A 15,427-nucleotide genomic window follows, 5' to 3' on the forward strand; every position below is an offset into this window, starting at 1 on the left:
TCCGGGTTTCCCAAATATGCGGTGTGTGGCAAATCGTTCTGTCAGCGGCGTGGATCGAACCAGAGCACGGCGATCTTCTCGCCCTCGTCGACCAGTTCGACATTGTAGTTGAGCGACCATTCCCTCAGTCCGCGCGCGACGATATCTCCGGCGCTGGCCTGCCCGGTCATTGAAATCGGAAGTGCGTCGAGCGAAATTCCCTCCGGCATCATTGCCTGCAATTGTTCGGCGTCTGGCACGTCCTTGCCGCCCGACATGGCGCGCGCCATCGCAAGTGCGTCGGCTATGGGCATCGAGTTGACGGGCGCGTTGGCATGCGCGGCCGGCGCCTGGGGCACGGACCCGCGCCCGATCAGGTTGACCGACCCGCCCGGCCAGCTCATGTATCCGGCGGCATAGCCCGAAGGAATTTCGACTTCCTCAATGTTGGCGCAGGCGTCGAGGACGACGGAAATCATGTAGTCGACATTCAGTCCCTCGAAGGTGTTTGAGCCATCGGACACGCGCTGTTGCGCGTGCTCGGCGACCTTGCGCGTCTGCGGATCGCCACCGTGAAACGCCTGCCCGGCGAATTTCACCATTTCGATCATCGTGGCTATGGAGCTGTCGAAACTCTGACCGGCCGCGCGATTGACCGCCTCGACCACGGCCCAGGAGACGACGCCGCCGACACCGGCGGCAATTCGCGGTGCATGCTGGAAGATCGGGGTGAGAACCGCATTGATGAGGCCGGTCCCGGAATTCATGTTGCCGACGGCGTCGACCGCCTGACGCATGTTGAACGTGCCGTCGCCGAAACTTGCCTCGCTGCCATTGTTGAAGCCCTCAGGCACGGGCGGGGGACCGAATGCGCTCCAGTCGACGGGGTTGTTGTCGCCATGCGCGATCATTCCCCAGCTTCGGTTCATTTCGCGGTACATCTCGCCGGCGGCATTCTCGAATTGAGCGCAGGCATTCTCGAAGTCCGACGGGTCGATGTCCGAGGCGCGCGGATAGGCGGTGAAGTGGAGCGGCGCGATGTGGCCCGCCGTGGCGTATTCCATCCGCAGCATGCCCTTGCCGCTGCTGATCTCGGCCATGCCGCCATCGGTGCAGAAGGTTTCGCCGGGCGCCCATTCGCGCACATCGCCGTGCAGATAAAGCGCGGCTTGCTCGGTTTCCTGATTGACGACCAATCGGCTCAGTTGTTCGCCTGCCATGAACGGGCCGTTGCCCGTCCAGACCTGCATCGCGACCTGACGGAAATCCGACATGCCGGGCTCGTTCGGATTGCACAGATCGGCGCCGGGAACCACCCTGGTCAGAAACACCGACGCGCGCGCCATGAAATCCGTATCAACGCCTTTCGATGTACCGAAGCTGTGGTCTTCGATGGCGCCGAGTTGAAGCGTCGAGGCACGCACCGGATAGACCCAGGTGCCCTTCTGAACCTGCAAACCTCCCATGCCGGCCATCGGCGGCATCGCTCCACCCGCGCCGGCCTGTTCCATCATCTGGCGGATCAAGGCCTCCGGGTCGCCGCTCTGTGCGAGGGCCGGGGGGGCGGCTTGCAGGAGAACCGGCAACCCGAAGGCCAAGAGCGCCAGAAATCGAATCGAATGAAACATGCCGGTCTCCGATACGGGCTACTGGATACGCGGCATTTTCGACATTTCGTCGCTGATGATTCTGAGGGCCGCCTGGTCGCGCATGGCGAGGCTGCTCATCGCCGTCGCCAGACGCATCTGCGCCTGCTGCATTTCCTTGGCATGCGCGGCAGCGGCTATCCCTCTTTGCGCTTCGCTCATGCCCTCCAGCGCCTTGCTCGCCTCTTCCATCTTTCGCTGCGCATCGGCAATCAGATGCGCGACGCCGCGCGCGTCCTCTTCGTTGTTCACCTGTTCGACGGCCTCGGCAATGCGGTTCATTTCGCCGGCAAACGTCTCCATTTGCGCGCCGCCACTGTCGCCGCAGCCGGCCAATGCCAAGCCGCCGCCCATCAAGACGAGCGCTGCGATAAGCCTGATTTTCATGCGTACTTCCCCCTGCGTTGGTCCCGAAGAGTGACCCTGCGGAACAAGTCTCTCAACCCGGTCACATGGCCTAGTTAATTGCCCGCACAAGAAGCGGCTATTCTTGGTAAAGTGTCGGAGACGGAGCGCCGGACGCCATCTTCAGGGGACAGACATTTCAATGCGAGCCTTGTTGAAGAAGGTGCTGTGCGCGGCGGGTGTCGTCTCGATACTGGCAACTACGGGGTGTACGGACGAGGGTACTGCCGGCAGCTATTCCGGCTATTACCGGCAAGGCTTCGAGCAGAGCGACTTCTACACGCATGACGGCCAGGGCCCGTGGTGGGTCGATGCCGGCGAGCCTGAGTGGGAGAAATTCATGGCGCATATCGTGCCCGCTTCGGGGCGCGGAAGCGCCGCGACCTTGCGCATGATTGTCGAAGGCCGGCTGACGGCGGGCGGCGGCTTCGGTCATCTCGGACAATACGACAAGCGCCTCTTCGTGACGCGTATCGTCGACATCGAGCCCGTTTCGGCGGAGCACTATCAGGCCGTCATTGCCGAATTTCGTGCATCGCCGGCAACGAACTGAAACGAGGCCTCGGGGGAACCATGCTCAACGTCATCATCGCCGACGATCATCCGATCTTCCGGGCGGGCATCAGAACGACACTGACCGATGCGCTGGGCGAGGCGACAATACGCGAGGCCGGCGACATGGCGGCGTTGCGGGCGCGGCTCGACGACGCGGCGGCGGACCTTTTGTTACTCGATGTGTTTTTTCCCGGTCTCGAGCCCGAGGCCGACGTCAAGGGTTTGCGCCGCGCCTATCCGCCGATGGCCATTCTGATGGTTTCGATGCTGACCGAGCGCAGCGCCGTCGAGCGGCTGTTACGGGCGGGCGCCAACGGTTTCATCGGGAAGTCGGCGCCGCCGGACAGTCTCGCGCGCGGACTGAAGGAGGTCATGGCGGGCGATCGGCCCGTCTATATGCCGGCGCCGGGCCGCGGGCGGCGGGCCACATCTGGCGATAATCCAGTCGCCGCCCTGCCCCGCCGGCAGCTTCAGATATTGCGGTTCATTTGCCTCGGGCTATCCAACAAGGAAATCGCGGCGGAACTCGACCTTTCGATCTCGACCGTTCGCCATCACGTTTCAGCGTTGCTGCACCGGCTGAATGTCGCCAATCGCGCCTCCGCCGCAAGCTACGGCGTCGCGCAGGGTGTGCTTGCGTCAACCGAGCACGCTGAGGATGGCTGAACGAAGCTGGGCCGGCCGCACCGGCTTGTGAAGCAACACAAGATTTTCGCGCAAGACGCGCTCGCGCATTTCAGGTGTCGAACTTCCCGATATGATGAGTGCCGGAACGGGGCCGTGCGCGGCACGAAGAGTGGAAATAATGTCGAGGCCGGTACGGCCGGTGCCGAGGTCGTGATCCGAAACGATCAGATCGGGTGGTTCGATCTCGTAAATTTTCGCGGCCGGAACATCGGCGCATGTTTCGACTTCCCAGCCCCATCTCGCAAGGAGGGCCGCAACCGCCTCGCAGACGGCGCGGTCGTCGTCGATCACCAGCGCGCGTCCGGGCGATGCGGCGGCGGGCTCGATTTCCTCGACAGGCTTCGCATCGTCGACAAATGCCGCCTTCTCGAAGGGACCGACCGAGAAGGTCGTGCCGCTGCCCGGCCGCGAGCGCAGCGAAACACCGATCTGCAGGACCTCGGACAAGCGCCGTACGATCGCCAGACCGAGGCCGAAGCCGTCGACCGCTTCGGCGGCGGCCCCGCTGCGCTCGAACTCCTCGAAAATGCGCGCCTGCTCCGACGGCGCAATGCCGCGCCCGGTGTCGCTGACGTCGAAGAAAATCCCGGCCGCTTCCTCGCGCACATGGACACGGACATCCGTTCCTTGCGCGTGCTTGATCGCGTTGGAGACCAGGTTTTGGAGGATCCGCCGGACAATCAACGGATCGCTGCGGATAATCGCGCCGCTCGATTTGTACGACAGCCGGACGCCGGCGACACGCGCAGCCAGCGCGAACTCTTCGCATATGCCCTCGACCGGTTCCGAGGCGGCGAAGCGCGAGATTTCGGGCCGGGTCTGGCCGGTGTCGAGCAGTGTGACATCGAGAAGCGAATTGAAAAGCTTGGACAGGGCGTCGACCGATTGCTCGATACGCGTCAGAATTTCGCGCGTGCGCGCCGGCAGCGCGTCTTTCGACAGCGCCGCCAGGAAGAGACCCATCGAATGTACCGGCTGGCGCAGATCGTGGCTGGCCTGGGCGAAGAACAACGACTTGGCTTCGTTGGCGGCATCGGCTTCCGCGCGCGCGGATTTCAGAATTTCCGCCTGCGCCTCAAGCTGACGCGCCAGTTCCATTTTTTCCCATTGCAGCAGGAATCCACGACGCGTGAAGGAGCGCAACGCCCAGCCGAGCGCCAGCATCAGGACCATGAAGACGAGAAGCATTGCGCCCGGAATTACGCCTTTGGCATCCGGGTGTTCGATCAGCAGCCGTATTACCTGGGCCGGCACGATGATCGAAAGCGTGGCGGCAAGCATCGGAAAATGCATGTTGTGCGTACCGACGCCTGTCAACACGGCACCGCCGATGATGAAGCCGATGAACACCTGCAGGTCCGTGTCGCCGGCCGGAAAGAAAACAAGGCCGAGGAAGCCCCAGCTCAGGGCGAGGAGAACGGCCGATACGTCGAAGGCGAGCGGCAGGTGGCCGAGTGGCGCGCCGGCGGCGGCGAGCGCCGAACCACGAAAACAGATCACCCCCTGCCACAGCGCAAACAGAACCATCCACGCAGCCCAGGCCGCGATCAGCGGCGCCGGAAAGTGAATCCGGAGCGAATAGGAGAGCAGCGCGGCAGACAAGACGTGCATCGGCCAGACATAGCGTCCAAGCCGCAATATCAGCGCGTTGCCCTGATAGCGCAGATAGTCTTCGCTGGCGTCCTGTGCCATGCCGATGCCGCCCCCGTCCCAACGCCGGCAGCATAGCAGGTGAAGGCCGATGCGTCGCAGCCCCCTGACCCGAAGTGCTTGTAAATGAGAGCTTTCGATACCTGCGCATGCCTTGCAATGTCGGAAGGGCCGACAGGATTGGCACGGCTCTCCGTCATGGCAGCAAAGACCGCGCTCCTCAGACGTTCTTCCCTTGCCTCACGATTCCATGGACGCAGAAGTGCCCGACGGTGCTGCTGCCCAGGAAGGCTCTGATGCTCAGCGCCAGGCGGCAGCTTTGACCCGCTCTGAAGTTGAGTCATTTCAGCTTGGATTTGAATCACTTTGAAGTTGCGGCGATACTATGCGCACCGGTTGAAAGTGATTCAGTCAAACATTGATTTTATTGAACTTTTTCGGGAGCCCGTGACTCGTTTCACCGGCTTAACGTGACTCAGATGAGGTGGTTTTCAAGTTCGTTTGACTCGATACAGCTAAGCAGCTGATTTCGCCTCCCTTTCGGCAGAGCACAGACACCCCAAAAATATCGGCGTCAAATAGCGTTCACGCCCGACATGGTCGCAAAGCACTACGGCCGATTCCTGCCGCAGGACAAAGCCGCGCTTGCGGCACAGGTGCTCAACAGGGTGTGGACAGCATCCTGAATTGGTCCGCTCGATCAGGATACCGACCGCCAGACTTCGCCGGCGGCGCCGTCCAGCCACTTCACGTAGTCGACCTCGGCGCCACTCCAATGATGAGTCTGGAACAGCGCCAAGTCGTTTCCTATATGGCAAAAGAAGCCATAATGGCAATAATTGACAAATCTGGCTATTTTGGTTAGAATTTTCGCGTCGATCTCAATGGAGTGGAAGATGCCCGCCGATATCATCCCCAGTCTGAAAACACTGCCGCAGCGGAGCGCAACGCAGGTGAAGAACAGATGGGCGGACGTGGTGCGCGAGGTGCGCAAGCTCGGCAGCGTCGCTATCACGCAGCACAACCAGGTTGAAATGGTGGTGATGAGCGCTGAGAGCTACCAAAAGATCTCCGCCCATGCCGAGGAAGCCCGTGCCCGTGGCGAAGCGGGGCTTGCCACACTTTCAGATGACTTCGATCGGCGCCTCGCGTCGTTCAATACCGATGGGATCCGCGATCGGGTCGAGAACGTGATGTCCGCGCGCGGCCGCATCAAACGTCCTGCGAAAGCTGGCGCCACTTACTGATGCCCGCAAAGCTGGCTCGTCCCGTCATTTTCGTGCTGGCCGGCGTCAATGGTGCCGGCAAAAGCTCGGTGGGCGGCGCGCTCCTCAAGGAATATGGCCTGGAGTGGTTCAATCCCGATACCTTCTCGCGAGAGCGGGTGGCGCAAGGCATCGACAAGGATAAGGCGGACGCCGAAGCCTGGGCCTATGGCAAGTCCCGGCTCGAAGGGGCGATTGCCGGAGGCACCGATTTTGCCTTCGAGACCACCCTTGGCGGCAACACGATCACGGCGCTGCTGGCCAAGGCCGCGGCCACGCATGACATCGTCATGATCTTCTGTGGCCTCGATACGGTGGAGCGCCATATCGCGCGCGTTGCCCTCAGGGTGAGGCATGGCGGGCACGACATCCCTGAACAGAGGATCCGGGAACGGTGGATGACCGCGCGGCGGAACCTGATATTCCTGTTACCGCATCTCAAGGCGCTGCAGGTTTTTGACAATAGTCTCGATGCGGCGCCCGGCAAGACGATTCCGAAGCCTCTCCTGGTCCTGGAGATGGAGGATGGGCGCGCGCTTTATCCTGTGCAGGATGATCTCGCGGCTCTCAAGACGACGCCGGACTGGGCAAAGCCGATCGTCGAAGCGATGCTGCGCGCCGAAACGTCCTGACGGTCCACAGCCGCCAGCGCCCGTGGGAGGGTGCCGTGTTCGAGTGCCGGTGTTTTTCTGAAAGGGGGATGAAATCAATCACATACCCTTTTTGAGTTAGACGAACTTGAAAAATGCCGCATCTGAATCACGCCAAGCGGTGTGACGTGATAGTGTGGACAGCTCCCACCTTCGGCATTTGAGTGCCAAGATTAGGTTTGCTGTTCAACACAATCAGGTCAAGCGCTGTACGCTCCCGCCACCAGACAAAAAGTGACTAGACAGTTACTTTTAATCATCCTAAATTTTAGATGAATTTGGCGGGACGGAATGTGACTCCGAAATAAATAAGAACATATACGGGTCTGCCTTCAACGTGGCTGAGAGGTGGCACCACCAGCCGTCTGGCCGCCTTCAACCAGGAAACCAGGAGAAGCAGACTAATGACAGTGCCTTTCATCTAATTTCCGATTGCGTCGCGCCAAGCAGAACAGCCTTTCGGCCTTCTGCCCGTTTGCGGATCGCCCCGATACCAGCCGGCGCCCCAATCACAACAACAACCGACAAATCATCGTCACGCAGACCGTGTTCCGGCTGCGACAGGCTTTGCACGTCCGATTCATCAGGAGATAGCGCTTGAACAAGCATCTTGGAGATTTTCAATGCTTTACCGACCTCTCGAAGGTCAAGGCTGACATCAAAAGTATTAGCAGGGTGGCGCGGATCGTTTTCAGCACGACGGGCGGCCCCCTTCGCACGATCATCACGGGTACCAAGTGCCGCCCGACTGGCATCTATCACAGTGTCAAGACCGGTCACGCTCAACCCTACGAATCCCAAGCCGAGCTTCTCTTCATGCAGCAGTGCGAAGCGGACCACGAAGTGGCCGCTTGGCTTGCTCAGCCTCATCGCCTGGAAATGTTCATTGAAGGAAAGAAGCTGATCTATTTCCCCGACTTCTCGGTGCTCTATGCCGACGATCGGGAGGAGGTCATCGAGGTCAAACGGGACAAGGCAAGGGAAGTATCCGGTGATCTCGCAGCCAAACTTGAACGGGCGGAGCGCATCTATCTATCTGCCAATGTGAAGCTCCGCATCCTCGACTTCTCCGACTTGCGAACGGAGCCGCGCCACTCGAACGCCGAAGAAATCCAGCGCCACTCGCGTACGCGCTACTTCCAGCACGAAGTCTTCTGGCTGACTGAGCATATCCACCGAGATCCGAGTGGAACCATACCCTTTGCCAAAGCCATCGAGCTTCTGGGTGGAGGCGTCGTCGGCAAAAAGAAGCTCTGCGCCATGATTGTCCGCAGGCATTTCGGCGTCGACCTCGATGCAAACCTGACCGGCGCCTCGCCTGTCTTTCCTGTTTCGACCGACTGAGCACATAGGGAGCGATACCGATGTTTCTGAGACTGGACGTTGGCGACATTGTCTTGGCGGTCGAGGGTGACTACGAGATCAAGAACATTATGCTCGATGGAAGCCTCGTGCTGCAGAAGCAGTTCGGGCAGGACAGCTTGTTTATGTCGCAAAGCGAGCTCCTCAAGCGGTACGCCGACCGCCGCCTCAGAATTGTGAAACGGGAAGACCGTCGGCGAACGAGGGTAGAAACATTCGGCAAGACCACAGCCAGAGATCCCAATATCGATCCCGGCCCGCAGGCCAGGATCCGTCAGCTGCTGCTGGTCGCGTATGACAAATCGCCGGTCGCTCTGTCCGACAAATCGCTTAAAGCATTCATCCGGAACTTTGACCTGCCGAAGGATCTTAACGAGGCAAATTGCCGGCCAAGCGCAGGAACATTGAGAAGAGACATAAGGAACAGAATCGAAAACGGCCATCGGCCGATCTCCATTATGGGTTACAAATCAAGCCGATCTGCGTCTCTCCGAATGGCGGAGGATGTAGTGACGCTGCTTCTCAAAAGCGTTTACTGGTTCTACGAGAAGCGAGAGAGGACAGTTGCCGAGGCCTATGATCGATTGAAGAGCGTCGTAGACATCCTCAATTTGCGCGCCAGAAGATATGGCCGGTATTCCGGACTGAAATGTCCAAGTCACGAAACCGTCCGCCACTGGATCAGACGGTGCGAGAACTACGACCTCCACAAGAAGAAGTATGGGGACAAGGCGGCGCGCCGTCGGTATCAAGGATCCAGTGGCGCCCGAGAGGCGAAGCGGCCGCTCGATGTCGTCATGATCGACGCGACGACCCTCGACGCCTTCACCATCGTGGACAATGACCGCCGAAATGTTCTTGGGCGCCCGACACTGGTGGCCGCCATCGATGTATGCACGAGGATGATCCTCGCGATATTCATCACTTTCGAACCGCCCAGCATCTATGCCGTCATGAACTGCATCAAAGATGCCTTGACGCCGAAACAAGATATCATTGCGCGGGAGTTTCCTGACATTCGCAAGCCGTTCGTAGCGTTTGGATGTATGCGTTGTGTAATTCTGGATAATGCGTTGGAGAATGTCAGCTCTTCGACGCAGGACAACCTGCGCGACTTCGGCATTGATGTCGAATGGGCGCCCGTGAAGACACCGGAGTTCAAGGTGTACATCGAGCGTTTCTTTGGCACTCTCAATACAGGCCTGCTGCACAAATTGCCCGGGGGAGTTCCCGCACCGCCGAAAGAGCTGCGTGAACAGGACATAGATCCCCGCAAGCAGGCATGCATGACAATCAATCATCTGGAGGAGCTTGTTCTACAGTTCGTTCTTGAAGTCTATCAGTACCGGCACCACCGCGGTATTGATGACATACCGATAAAGCGTTGGGAGAGGCTGACGAAGGAGCATGGTATCGATGTCCTCGATGATCTGACGCGCATCGACGACGCTTGTGGCTATGTCAGAAACGCGAATCTGACAAGAGACGGCGTGAAGGTTGAGGGGCTGAGATTTCACGACAGAAATACCGTCACCGAACTTCTCGCCGATCTGTTGCCGTCGGCTCCCCGGGGGAAGCGACGCAAATCGTCCAACAGCGTTCCGGTCAAAATCAAGCTCGACCCTGCGGACATCTCGAGTATCCGGGTGTGGAATTCACATACGCGGAGCTACCAGGAACTACCCAATGTACAGCAACACTACAGCAAAGGTGTATCTCTCTGGTTCCACAGGTTTCTGAAGAAACGGGCCAGGCAGGAAGAGGAAGAGTTCGTCTCCGAAAGCGACCGGGTAAAGGCGCGAGTAAGGCTGACGCGTTCCGTGGAGAATGCCGGAGCGACCGACAAGCTCAGGCGCGCTCGCTTTATGACGCAGATCGAATCTTCGTCCTCGTTGGAAGTCCAGCACGCACCTCCCCGGCACGACGGCAATGCGCCGGTGGTGAGCATCACGCCGGGCATGGAGAACCGTGCGGACGGTGGAGAATCGCCGGCTGGATTTCTGCGCGGCAGAGCCGCGCGCAAAGTGAACGCGAACAAGCGTCAAAAATCAGCTGCCTCGCGCTCGAAAAAGCAGTCCACAACAGTTTCGGAAACGGGTCTCAGGCTCAAGGATCCTTCTTCTTTCATGGCACACATCGGCACGGCCGAGGGATGGGACGAACGTGATTGACAACCACCAACATGCTCGATTGATGCGCTTCAAGGCGATCACCATTCGATATCCAAGAATGAATGAAGTCTTCAAGAGGTTCGATTTTCTGCGCGCCGAGGCGCAGGCGGTGCGCAACCTTGGACCTTCTGATGCACTCGATATCACCAGCCTGTCCGCTTTGCCGCTCATTGCGCCAACGGGGAGCGGAAAGACTCGCATCATCAACGCTTACCAGAAGAAAATTCAGAAGGAGCAACATCCACCGGGAATTTCACCTGTTGTGGTCGTGAACCTCTCTACGAATGTCACCGTCAAGGGCTTCTACGCCGACGTCCTGAAGGGATTTGGCGATCCAAACTTCGCCAAAGGCACACAGCAGCTACTCGAGAAGCGGACCCAGACGTTTATTCGAAAATGCGGCGTAGAGCTGTTGATTATCGATGAGGTGCATCACCTGATCAGTGCCGAGACCAACAAGGTTCGGTGGGACGTTGCCGAGCTCTTCAAAAACATACTCAACGACAAGACTTGCTGTCTCGCTCTGAGCGGTATCGAGAAGGCGGCCGTACTTTTTGAGAAGGGTGGCCAGCTCGCAAGGAGGTGCATCAGTCCTGTCCCGCTGGGGCCACTCGATATGCAGAACAACTCCGAAAGGGAGATGTTCCTGGGCTTCATCGGACGACTGGACGACCTGATGTTGAAGGAGAAGGTCACCGATGCGGAAAACGGCCTCCTTGAAGGAGATGTGCCTGCGTGTCTGTATGAGGTCTCTGGCGGCGTTATCGGAATAGCCTCACACCTTGTCTATCACGCGCTTATCTGCTGCTTTTCACGGGGTGGTACGTCACTCGAAAGATGCGATTTCGTGAGGGCTACGGACGACTGGGCGGTGTCGACGGGCTTCGCTACGCAAAACCCGTTCAGGACGCAAGCGCAGAGGTTGACGGCATGAGCTTGCCAAAGTTCGTCGTGCCGGTCTCTCCGCTGAAAGGAGAGAGTCTCGCGGGTCTTGTCGCCCGGGCTGCCTGTGAAAATCTGATCACGAGCCCGGCCCATGTCTTTTCCCATCTGGGCATGCCGACAGCCCGTCTCGGGAGCGTTGCGACGCGACATGCTGCGTATTGCAATGACTTGGCATATCTCATTGGCACCATGGCGGAGGAGCTTCGGCCGCTCTTCTATAAACGGACGGACAGGCAAGTTGCGGGATTGGGCGCTGAAGTCAACTTCTTCGGCACTCACCTCGCATTGAGATGTCGGGAGTCGAAGATAAGGCGCCTGTCTCCGGCGAGTCTCCGCGTATCGGCGCATCATCGAGCGGCATGGGAGCTGCGCTTCCTCCATTGGTGTCCGGAGTCACTTCAGTATCTTCTTAGCCATTGCCCGTCATGCGGCAAAAGCTTCGGTTGGGAAAAATTGGCGGGTATCCATATCTGCGAGCATTGCGGCGCGGATGTCCGTGAGCAGGAAGCCGAATATGTCGCCGAGCGCGACAAGGCCACCGCCCACCTTCTTTCGGATCTCGTGCTGAACCGGGACGAGACCGCAAACATACGAGCGTCGCTACATGAAGATCTGCGTCAACTTGTAGACGCCGACCTGCTTTGCCTTACCCTCATGCTCGCCTCCGGCTTCGAATGGTCGCCAAAGATACTTCACAATGCGCTTTACGACATCAACAGAGCGAGCGCTCCATCCCTTGAGATGTGGCGCGTGGGTTTTGAGCGCATCCGAAACTGGCCTGAATCCGCTTGTGAGCTCGTCTGGAAACAGCTTGAGACTCCAAAGGAGGACGCAGGCTATGGCATGATCGAGGAACTTGGTCCTGTCGCTGCGCATCTCATGCCGGTGAACGCCGACCTGGCGAAGACGCTCCGGAAAATGGTTGACGACAGCTACTTGCGTAAAGGGGTGATCGCTCTACGCCCTATCGGGGGTAGCGCGGAGTGGCACCGGCCCGGCTGGTTGCCCTCAAGCGAGGCAAAAAAGAAGTACAAACTTACGGACTGGACGATTGATCAGGCACTTCGCTCCCCGGAAGTCCGGAGAATTTCTCACGAGCGGGGAGAAAGATCACCGACCCTTCTGCATGAGGCGGATCTGCTCCAGTGGGTTGATAAACTGAAAGAAGCGCTCGATGTACCGACTGCCATGCAGCGCATCGGAATTCCGGAGCATGCACTCTGGGAGTTACTCGAATTCGGACACCTGAAGTTCCTGACCACCGAAATCAGAATCCTGACGCCGCGGAAAGGCTTCATTGAAGCAAGCTCCGTAAAAGACCTTGGCAATGCGCTGCTTGATCGTTGCGCGCCGATGCCCAGCGACAACGAAAACCTTGTACCTCTGAGCGAGGCGGTGGAGCGTTCGCGTTCTCCGGTTTCGCCCTGGACAACGGCCATCATTGCCATACTGAAAGGGAAGTTGAATGTCTGGCGGCGTGAGGCTCCGTCTTCGGCCTATGTCGATGCCTTGCTCGTGAGGCCAGATCAGTTCGAGGCTGAAGTCGGCGGAAAAATCGTACTTCCCGAGTTCCGGGAAGCTCCTCTCCTCATGACCTATAACGATGCCGCAGCCCTGTTGCGAACATCGCCTGATGCGATCGTCCAATTGACCAGAGCGCAGAAAATCGACTCGGAGAACGGCGGCCCCGGGCGAAGAGCTGTGCGGCGATCCGTCTACAGCTATGCCATGGCACATTTGGGCTCGATAAAACCGATGCAGAGCAAATCAGGGCCGGCGGAAATGGATAGCCGCGCCGAAACGATGCCGCAGCGTACTTAGCCCACACCTCCGTTCGGATGACCCTCAGAAAAGCCATTTCGCCATTGCCGACGACGGCGAGCCGAGCCTGTAGTAGCGGGAGAAAGTGCGGGCCCAACCAAGATCGGGGGCAAACACATAAAGATCCGACGTTATGGCCGTGGTTGTTCCAATAAGGGGGTGGTTCGTGACCTTACCCTGAAGCGCCGTCACACCACGTTGAACGAAGGCATAGTCATCAATGAGAGGCGCGCTCTCGAGTTCCTCGAGTGAGGGCCTGACAACGCCCGCCCTCAACCATTCGAGATCGGCACACAGGCTCTTCATGCTTTCCAGTTGTTCACTCAGACGCGCCGTCTGCAGGACGCCATCTCTTCCAACATAAATGACCATGTCCGACCTCCTTGTTGATGGGAGGCAGACTAAGCGCAAGGCTAGAACATAACAAGAACAAAAACATGGGCGATATCCCGAGTCAAGGCTGAAAATCTATACGCGCTGGTGCGCACTCCAACCGAACCAAGCAAGCCGTAGACGCTGAGCGGCAAGGGAACAGGTCATGAGCGCCTGCCGGCATTTATGAGAAACCAGATGGCGCTGCCGCCGGCTTCGTCGCCTCAGCGGCAGCCTGCACGACCGGCCTTGCAAGCTGGCAAGGGACGGACGGCCCGTCGCAACTGGTGCGTCAATGATCAGATTACCAGCTTTGGCCCGCCGCCCTGCCCCGCCTGTGGCTGTTCAAAAAAGCATTCCTGAGAAGGCAGAGACCCGTCGTCCGCTTTGCGCCGATATTGTTGATTTAGTCGTTGCGTGATCGACAGCTTGTCCGTGGGCCGATGATTTCGGGCCCGTTGTCCGGGGCGGCCTGATGCCCGATAGCCTTTATGACGGCGGGCCGTTACCCGGTAGACGCTGTTTCATGCCGCCGCGTGGCCGTGGCTCGGCATTGCTCGAAGCTTCGCCAGCTTCCTCAGGTTTTGTGCGGTGGCGGCGAGGAGGAACTCATCCCTGGCACCCTTCGGTCCACGCAGGCGCAGGCGGCCGAGCCTGAGGATGCGCTTGAGGTGGGCGAAGAGCATCTCGACCTTCTTGCGCCGATGCCGCGAACGCTCATAGGCCGGCGTGTTCGCCAGAGCCCGAGCCACATCGCGCGCGTCTTCGTCGATGTCCCGCGGCACCTTGCGCTGTGGCGTGTTCGGACAGCACTTCATCTTGAAGGCGCAGTTCTGGCAATCGGACTTGCTCGACCGGTATAGCCGCGTTCCGTCCTTGGTGATGCCCGAACGCGGCGTCTTGTAGGTTCGCCTGAACTGCACCAGCAGCTTGCCGCCCGGGCAGGTGTAGTGATCCCGCTCAGCATCGAAGACGAAGTCGGAGCGCGAGAAGGTGCCGTCGGTCCGGTTCGATTTGTCGAAGACGGGGATATGCGGCTCGATCTGCCGCTCCTTGACCAGCCAGGCGAGGTTCGCCGCCGATCCATAGGCGCTGTCGGCCGCCAGATGCCGAGGCTTGAGGCCGAAGCGCTTGTCAGTCCTGTCGATCATCGTTCTCGACGCGCCCACCTCGGCCTGCCGGATGGCGCGGCTGGCCTCGACGTCGAGGATGATCGCATTCTCGGTATCGATCAGATAGTTGGTGGCATAGGCGAAGAAGGCATGCCCCTTGTGAGCACCGGTCCACTGAGCGGCCGGATCCGAGGGCGAGACGAACTTCGGCTTCACCGCGCTGGCGGCGCCGAAGGCCGCATCGTCCAGTGTGGCCAGATACGCACGGACAGCCTGTCCTGCATCCGGGCCAAGTTCATCGGGGTGCCACTCGTCACCGGGAACAGAGCGCTGCTTGTTGGCATCCGCCGCGATCAGGCTCGCATCGACCGCAAAGCCTTCGCCACCGACCAGCCCCTCGCGCAGGCAGCGTTCCACCACCGTCTCGAACAGATGCCGCAGGATATCGCTCTGCCGGAAGCGGCCGTGTCGATTGCGCGAGAAGGTCGAATGGTCGGGCACCTTGCCGTCGAGCCCCAGACGGCAAAACCACCGATAGGCCAGGTTGAGATGGACCTCCTCGCACAGGTGCCGTTCGGACCGAATGCCGAGGCTGTAGCCCACGATCAGCATCCGCATCATCAGCTCCGGATCGATCGAGGGCCGCCCGATGCCGCTGTAGAAGGGCTTCAGCTCCGTGCGAACCGTCTCGAGATCGAGGAACCGGTCGATACGTCGCAACAGGTGATCGTCAGGAACATGATCGTCGAGACAGAAATCGTAAAACAGCTGCGCCGGCGCCACCTGTGTTCCCATCATCGTTCTGCC

15 protein-coding genes are annotated in these 15,427 nt (G+C 59.4%); 8 read left to right on the top strand and 7 right to left on the bottom strand.

The features are described 5' to 3' along the window. Nucleotides 1-41: 41 nt before the first annotated feature. Together KF719_RS04590 and KF719_RS04595 are read right to left on the bottom strand one after the other, a co-directional pair. Nucleotides 42-1,607: a hypothetical protein gene (locus tag KF719_RS04590; RefSeq protein ID WP_293507443.1), complete on the bottom strand. Its 1,566-nt coding sequence runs from the start codon at nucleotides 1,605-1,607 to the stop codon at nucleotides 42-44. Nucleotides 1,608-1,625: 18 nt separating this feature from the next. Continuing rightward, nucleotides 1,626-2,012 carry a hypothetical protein gene (locus KF719_RS04595; RefSeq protein WP_293507445.1) on the bottom strand — a complete coding sequence of 129 codons (387 nt, stop codon included), beginning with the start codon at nucleotides 2,010-2,012 and terminating at the stop codon, nucleotides 1,626-1,628. A 172-nt stretch (nucleotides 2,013-2,184) separates the two neighbouring features. Here KF719_RS04595 and KF719_RS04600 point away from each other — a divergent pair, with 172 nt between their 5' ends. Both KF719_RS04600 and KF719_RS04605 read left to right on the top strand, forming a co-directional pair. Continuing rightward, nucleotides 2,185-2,583, top strand: coding sequence for a hypothetical protein (locus KF719_RS04600; protein WP_293507446.1), 399 nt, complete (start codon nucleotides 2,185-2,187; stop codon nucleotides 2,581-2,583). A gap of 20 nt (nucleotides 2,584-2,603) precedes the next feature. After that, nucleotides 2,604-3,251 (top strand): response regulator transcription factor, encoded by a 648-nt coding sequence (locus KF719_RS04605; protein WP_293507448.1) that lies wholly within the window; start codon nucleotides 2,604-2,606, stop codon nucleotides 3,249-3,251. Here the strand turns inward: KF719_RS04605 and KF719_RS04610 are convergent. Together KF719_RS04610 and KF719_RS18125 are read right to left on the bottom strand one after the other, a co-directional pair. Continuing rightward, nucleotides 3,225-4,964 (bottom strand): hybrid sensor histidine kinase/response regulator, encoded by a 1,740-nt coding sequence (locus KF719_RS04610; protein ID WP_293507466.1) that lies wholly within the window; start codon nucleotides 4,962-4,964, stop codon nucleotides 3,225-3,227. The genes KF719_RS04605 and KF719_RS04610 overlap by 27 nt on opposite strands. Continuing rightward, the gene (locus KF719_RS18125) at nucleotides 4,913-5,266 is read right to left on the bottom strand and encodes a TetR/AcrR family transcriptional regulator (protein ID WP_363318023.1); all 354 of its coding nucleotides are present in this window, start codon (nucleotides 5,264-5,266) and stop codon (nucleotides 4,913-4,915) included. Before KF719_RS18125 ends, KF719_RS04610 begins: the two co-directional genes overlap by 52 nt. Nucleotides 5,267-5,818: 552 nt before the next feature. Here KF719_RS18125 and KF719_RS04615 point away from each other — a divergent pair. Both KF719_RS04615 and KF719_RS04620 read left to right on the top strand, forming a co-directional pair. Next, a complete protein-coding gene (locus tag KF719_RS04615; protein ID WP_293507468.1) occupies nucleotides 5,819-6,169 on the top strand; it encodes a type II toxin-antitoxin system prevent-host-death family antitoxin in 351 nt (116 codons plus the stop codon). Next, nucleotides 6,169-6,819 (top strand): hypothetical protein, encoded by a 651-nt coding sequence (locus tag KF719_RS04620; protein WP_293507470.1) that lies wholly within the window; start codon nucleotides 6,169-6,171, stop codon nucleotides 6,817-6,819. The genes KF719_RS04615 and KF719_RS04620 overlap by 1 nt, the downstream gene beginning before the upstream one ends. A 435-nt stretch (nucleotides 6,820-7,254) precedes the next feature. Here KF719_RS04620 and KF719_RS04625 read toward each other — a convergent pair whose 3' ends face one another. Further along, nucleotides 7,255-7,446, bottom strand: coding sequence for a hypothetical protein (locus KF719_RS04625; RefSeq protein WP_293507472.1), 192 nt, complete (start codon nucleotides 7,444-7,446; stop codon nucleotides 7,255-7,257). On the opposite strand from KF719_RS04625, the gene KF719_RS04630 reads away from it, so the two are divergent. Genes KF719_RS04630 through KF719_RS04645 form a run of 4 tightly spaced genes read left to right on the top strand, consistent with a single transcriptional unit; the run spans nucleotide 7,435 to nucleotide 13,136 of the window. Continuing rightward, the gene (locus tag KF719_RS04630) at nucleotides 7,435-8,181 is read left to right on the top strand and encodes a TnsA endonuclease N-terminal domain-containing protein (protein WP_293507474.1); all 747 of its coding nucleotides are present in this window, start codon (nucleotides 7,435-7,437) and stop codon (nucleotides 8,179-8,181) included. The two genes, KF719_RS04625 and KF719_RS04630, sit on opposite strands and share 12 nt — an antisense overlap. Nucleotides 8,182-8,201: 20 nt before the next feature. Further along, on the top strand, nucleotides 8,202-10,370 hold the full coding sequence (locus KF719_RS04635) for a hypothetical protein (RefSeq protein ID WP_293507475.1): 2,169 nt from the start codon (nucleotides 8,202-8,204) through the stop codon (nucleotides 10,368-10,370). Next, nucleotides 10,363-11,304 (top strand): TniB family NTP-binding protein, encoded by a 942-nt coding sequence (locus KF719_RS04640; RefSeq protein ID WP_293507477.1) that lies wholly within the window; start codon nucleotides 10,363-10,365, stop codon nucleotides 11,302-11,304. Before KF719_RS04635 ends, KF719_RS04640 begins: the two co-directional genes overlap by 8 nt. Then, on the top strand, nucleotides 11,301-13,136 hold the full coding sequence (locus tag KF719_RS04645; protein WP_293507478.1) for a hypothetical protein: 1,836 nt from the start codon (nucleotides 11,301-11,303) through the stop codon (nucleotides 13,134-13,136). The genes KF719_RS04640 and KF719_RS04645 overlap by 4 nt, the downstream gene beginning before the upstream one ends. 24 nt (nucleotides 13,137-13,160) lie before the next feature. Here KF719_RS04645 and KF719_RS04650 read toward each other — a convergent pair whose 3' ends face one another. Next, nucleotides 13,161-13,508: a DUF6634 family protein gene (locus KF719_RS04650; protein WP_293507480.1), complete on the bottom strand. Its 348-nt coding sequence runs from the start codon at nucleotides 13,506-13,508 to the stop codon at nucleotides 13,161-13,163. Nucleotides 13,509-14,032: 524 nt separating this feature from the next. Continuing rightward, nucleotides 14,033-15,418 carry an IS1182 family transposase gene (locus KF719_RS04655; RefSeq protein ID WP_293507313.1) on the bottom strand — a complete coding sequence of 462 codons (1,386 nt, stop codon included), beginning with the start codon at nucleotides 15,416-15,418 and terminating at the stop codon, nucleotides 14,033-14,035. Nucleotides 15,419-15,427 lie beyond the last annotated feature (9 nt).

Source organism: Parvibaculum sp., assembly GCF_019635935.1.
Classification (GTDB): domain Bacteria; phylum Pseudomonadota; class Alphaproteobacteria; order Parvibaculales; family Parvibaculaceae; genus Parvibaculum.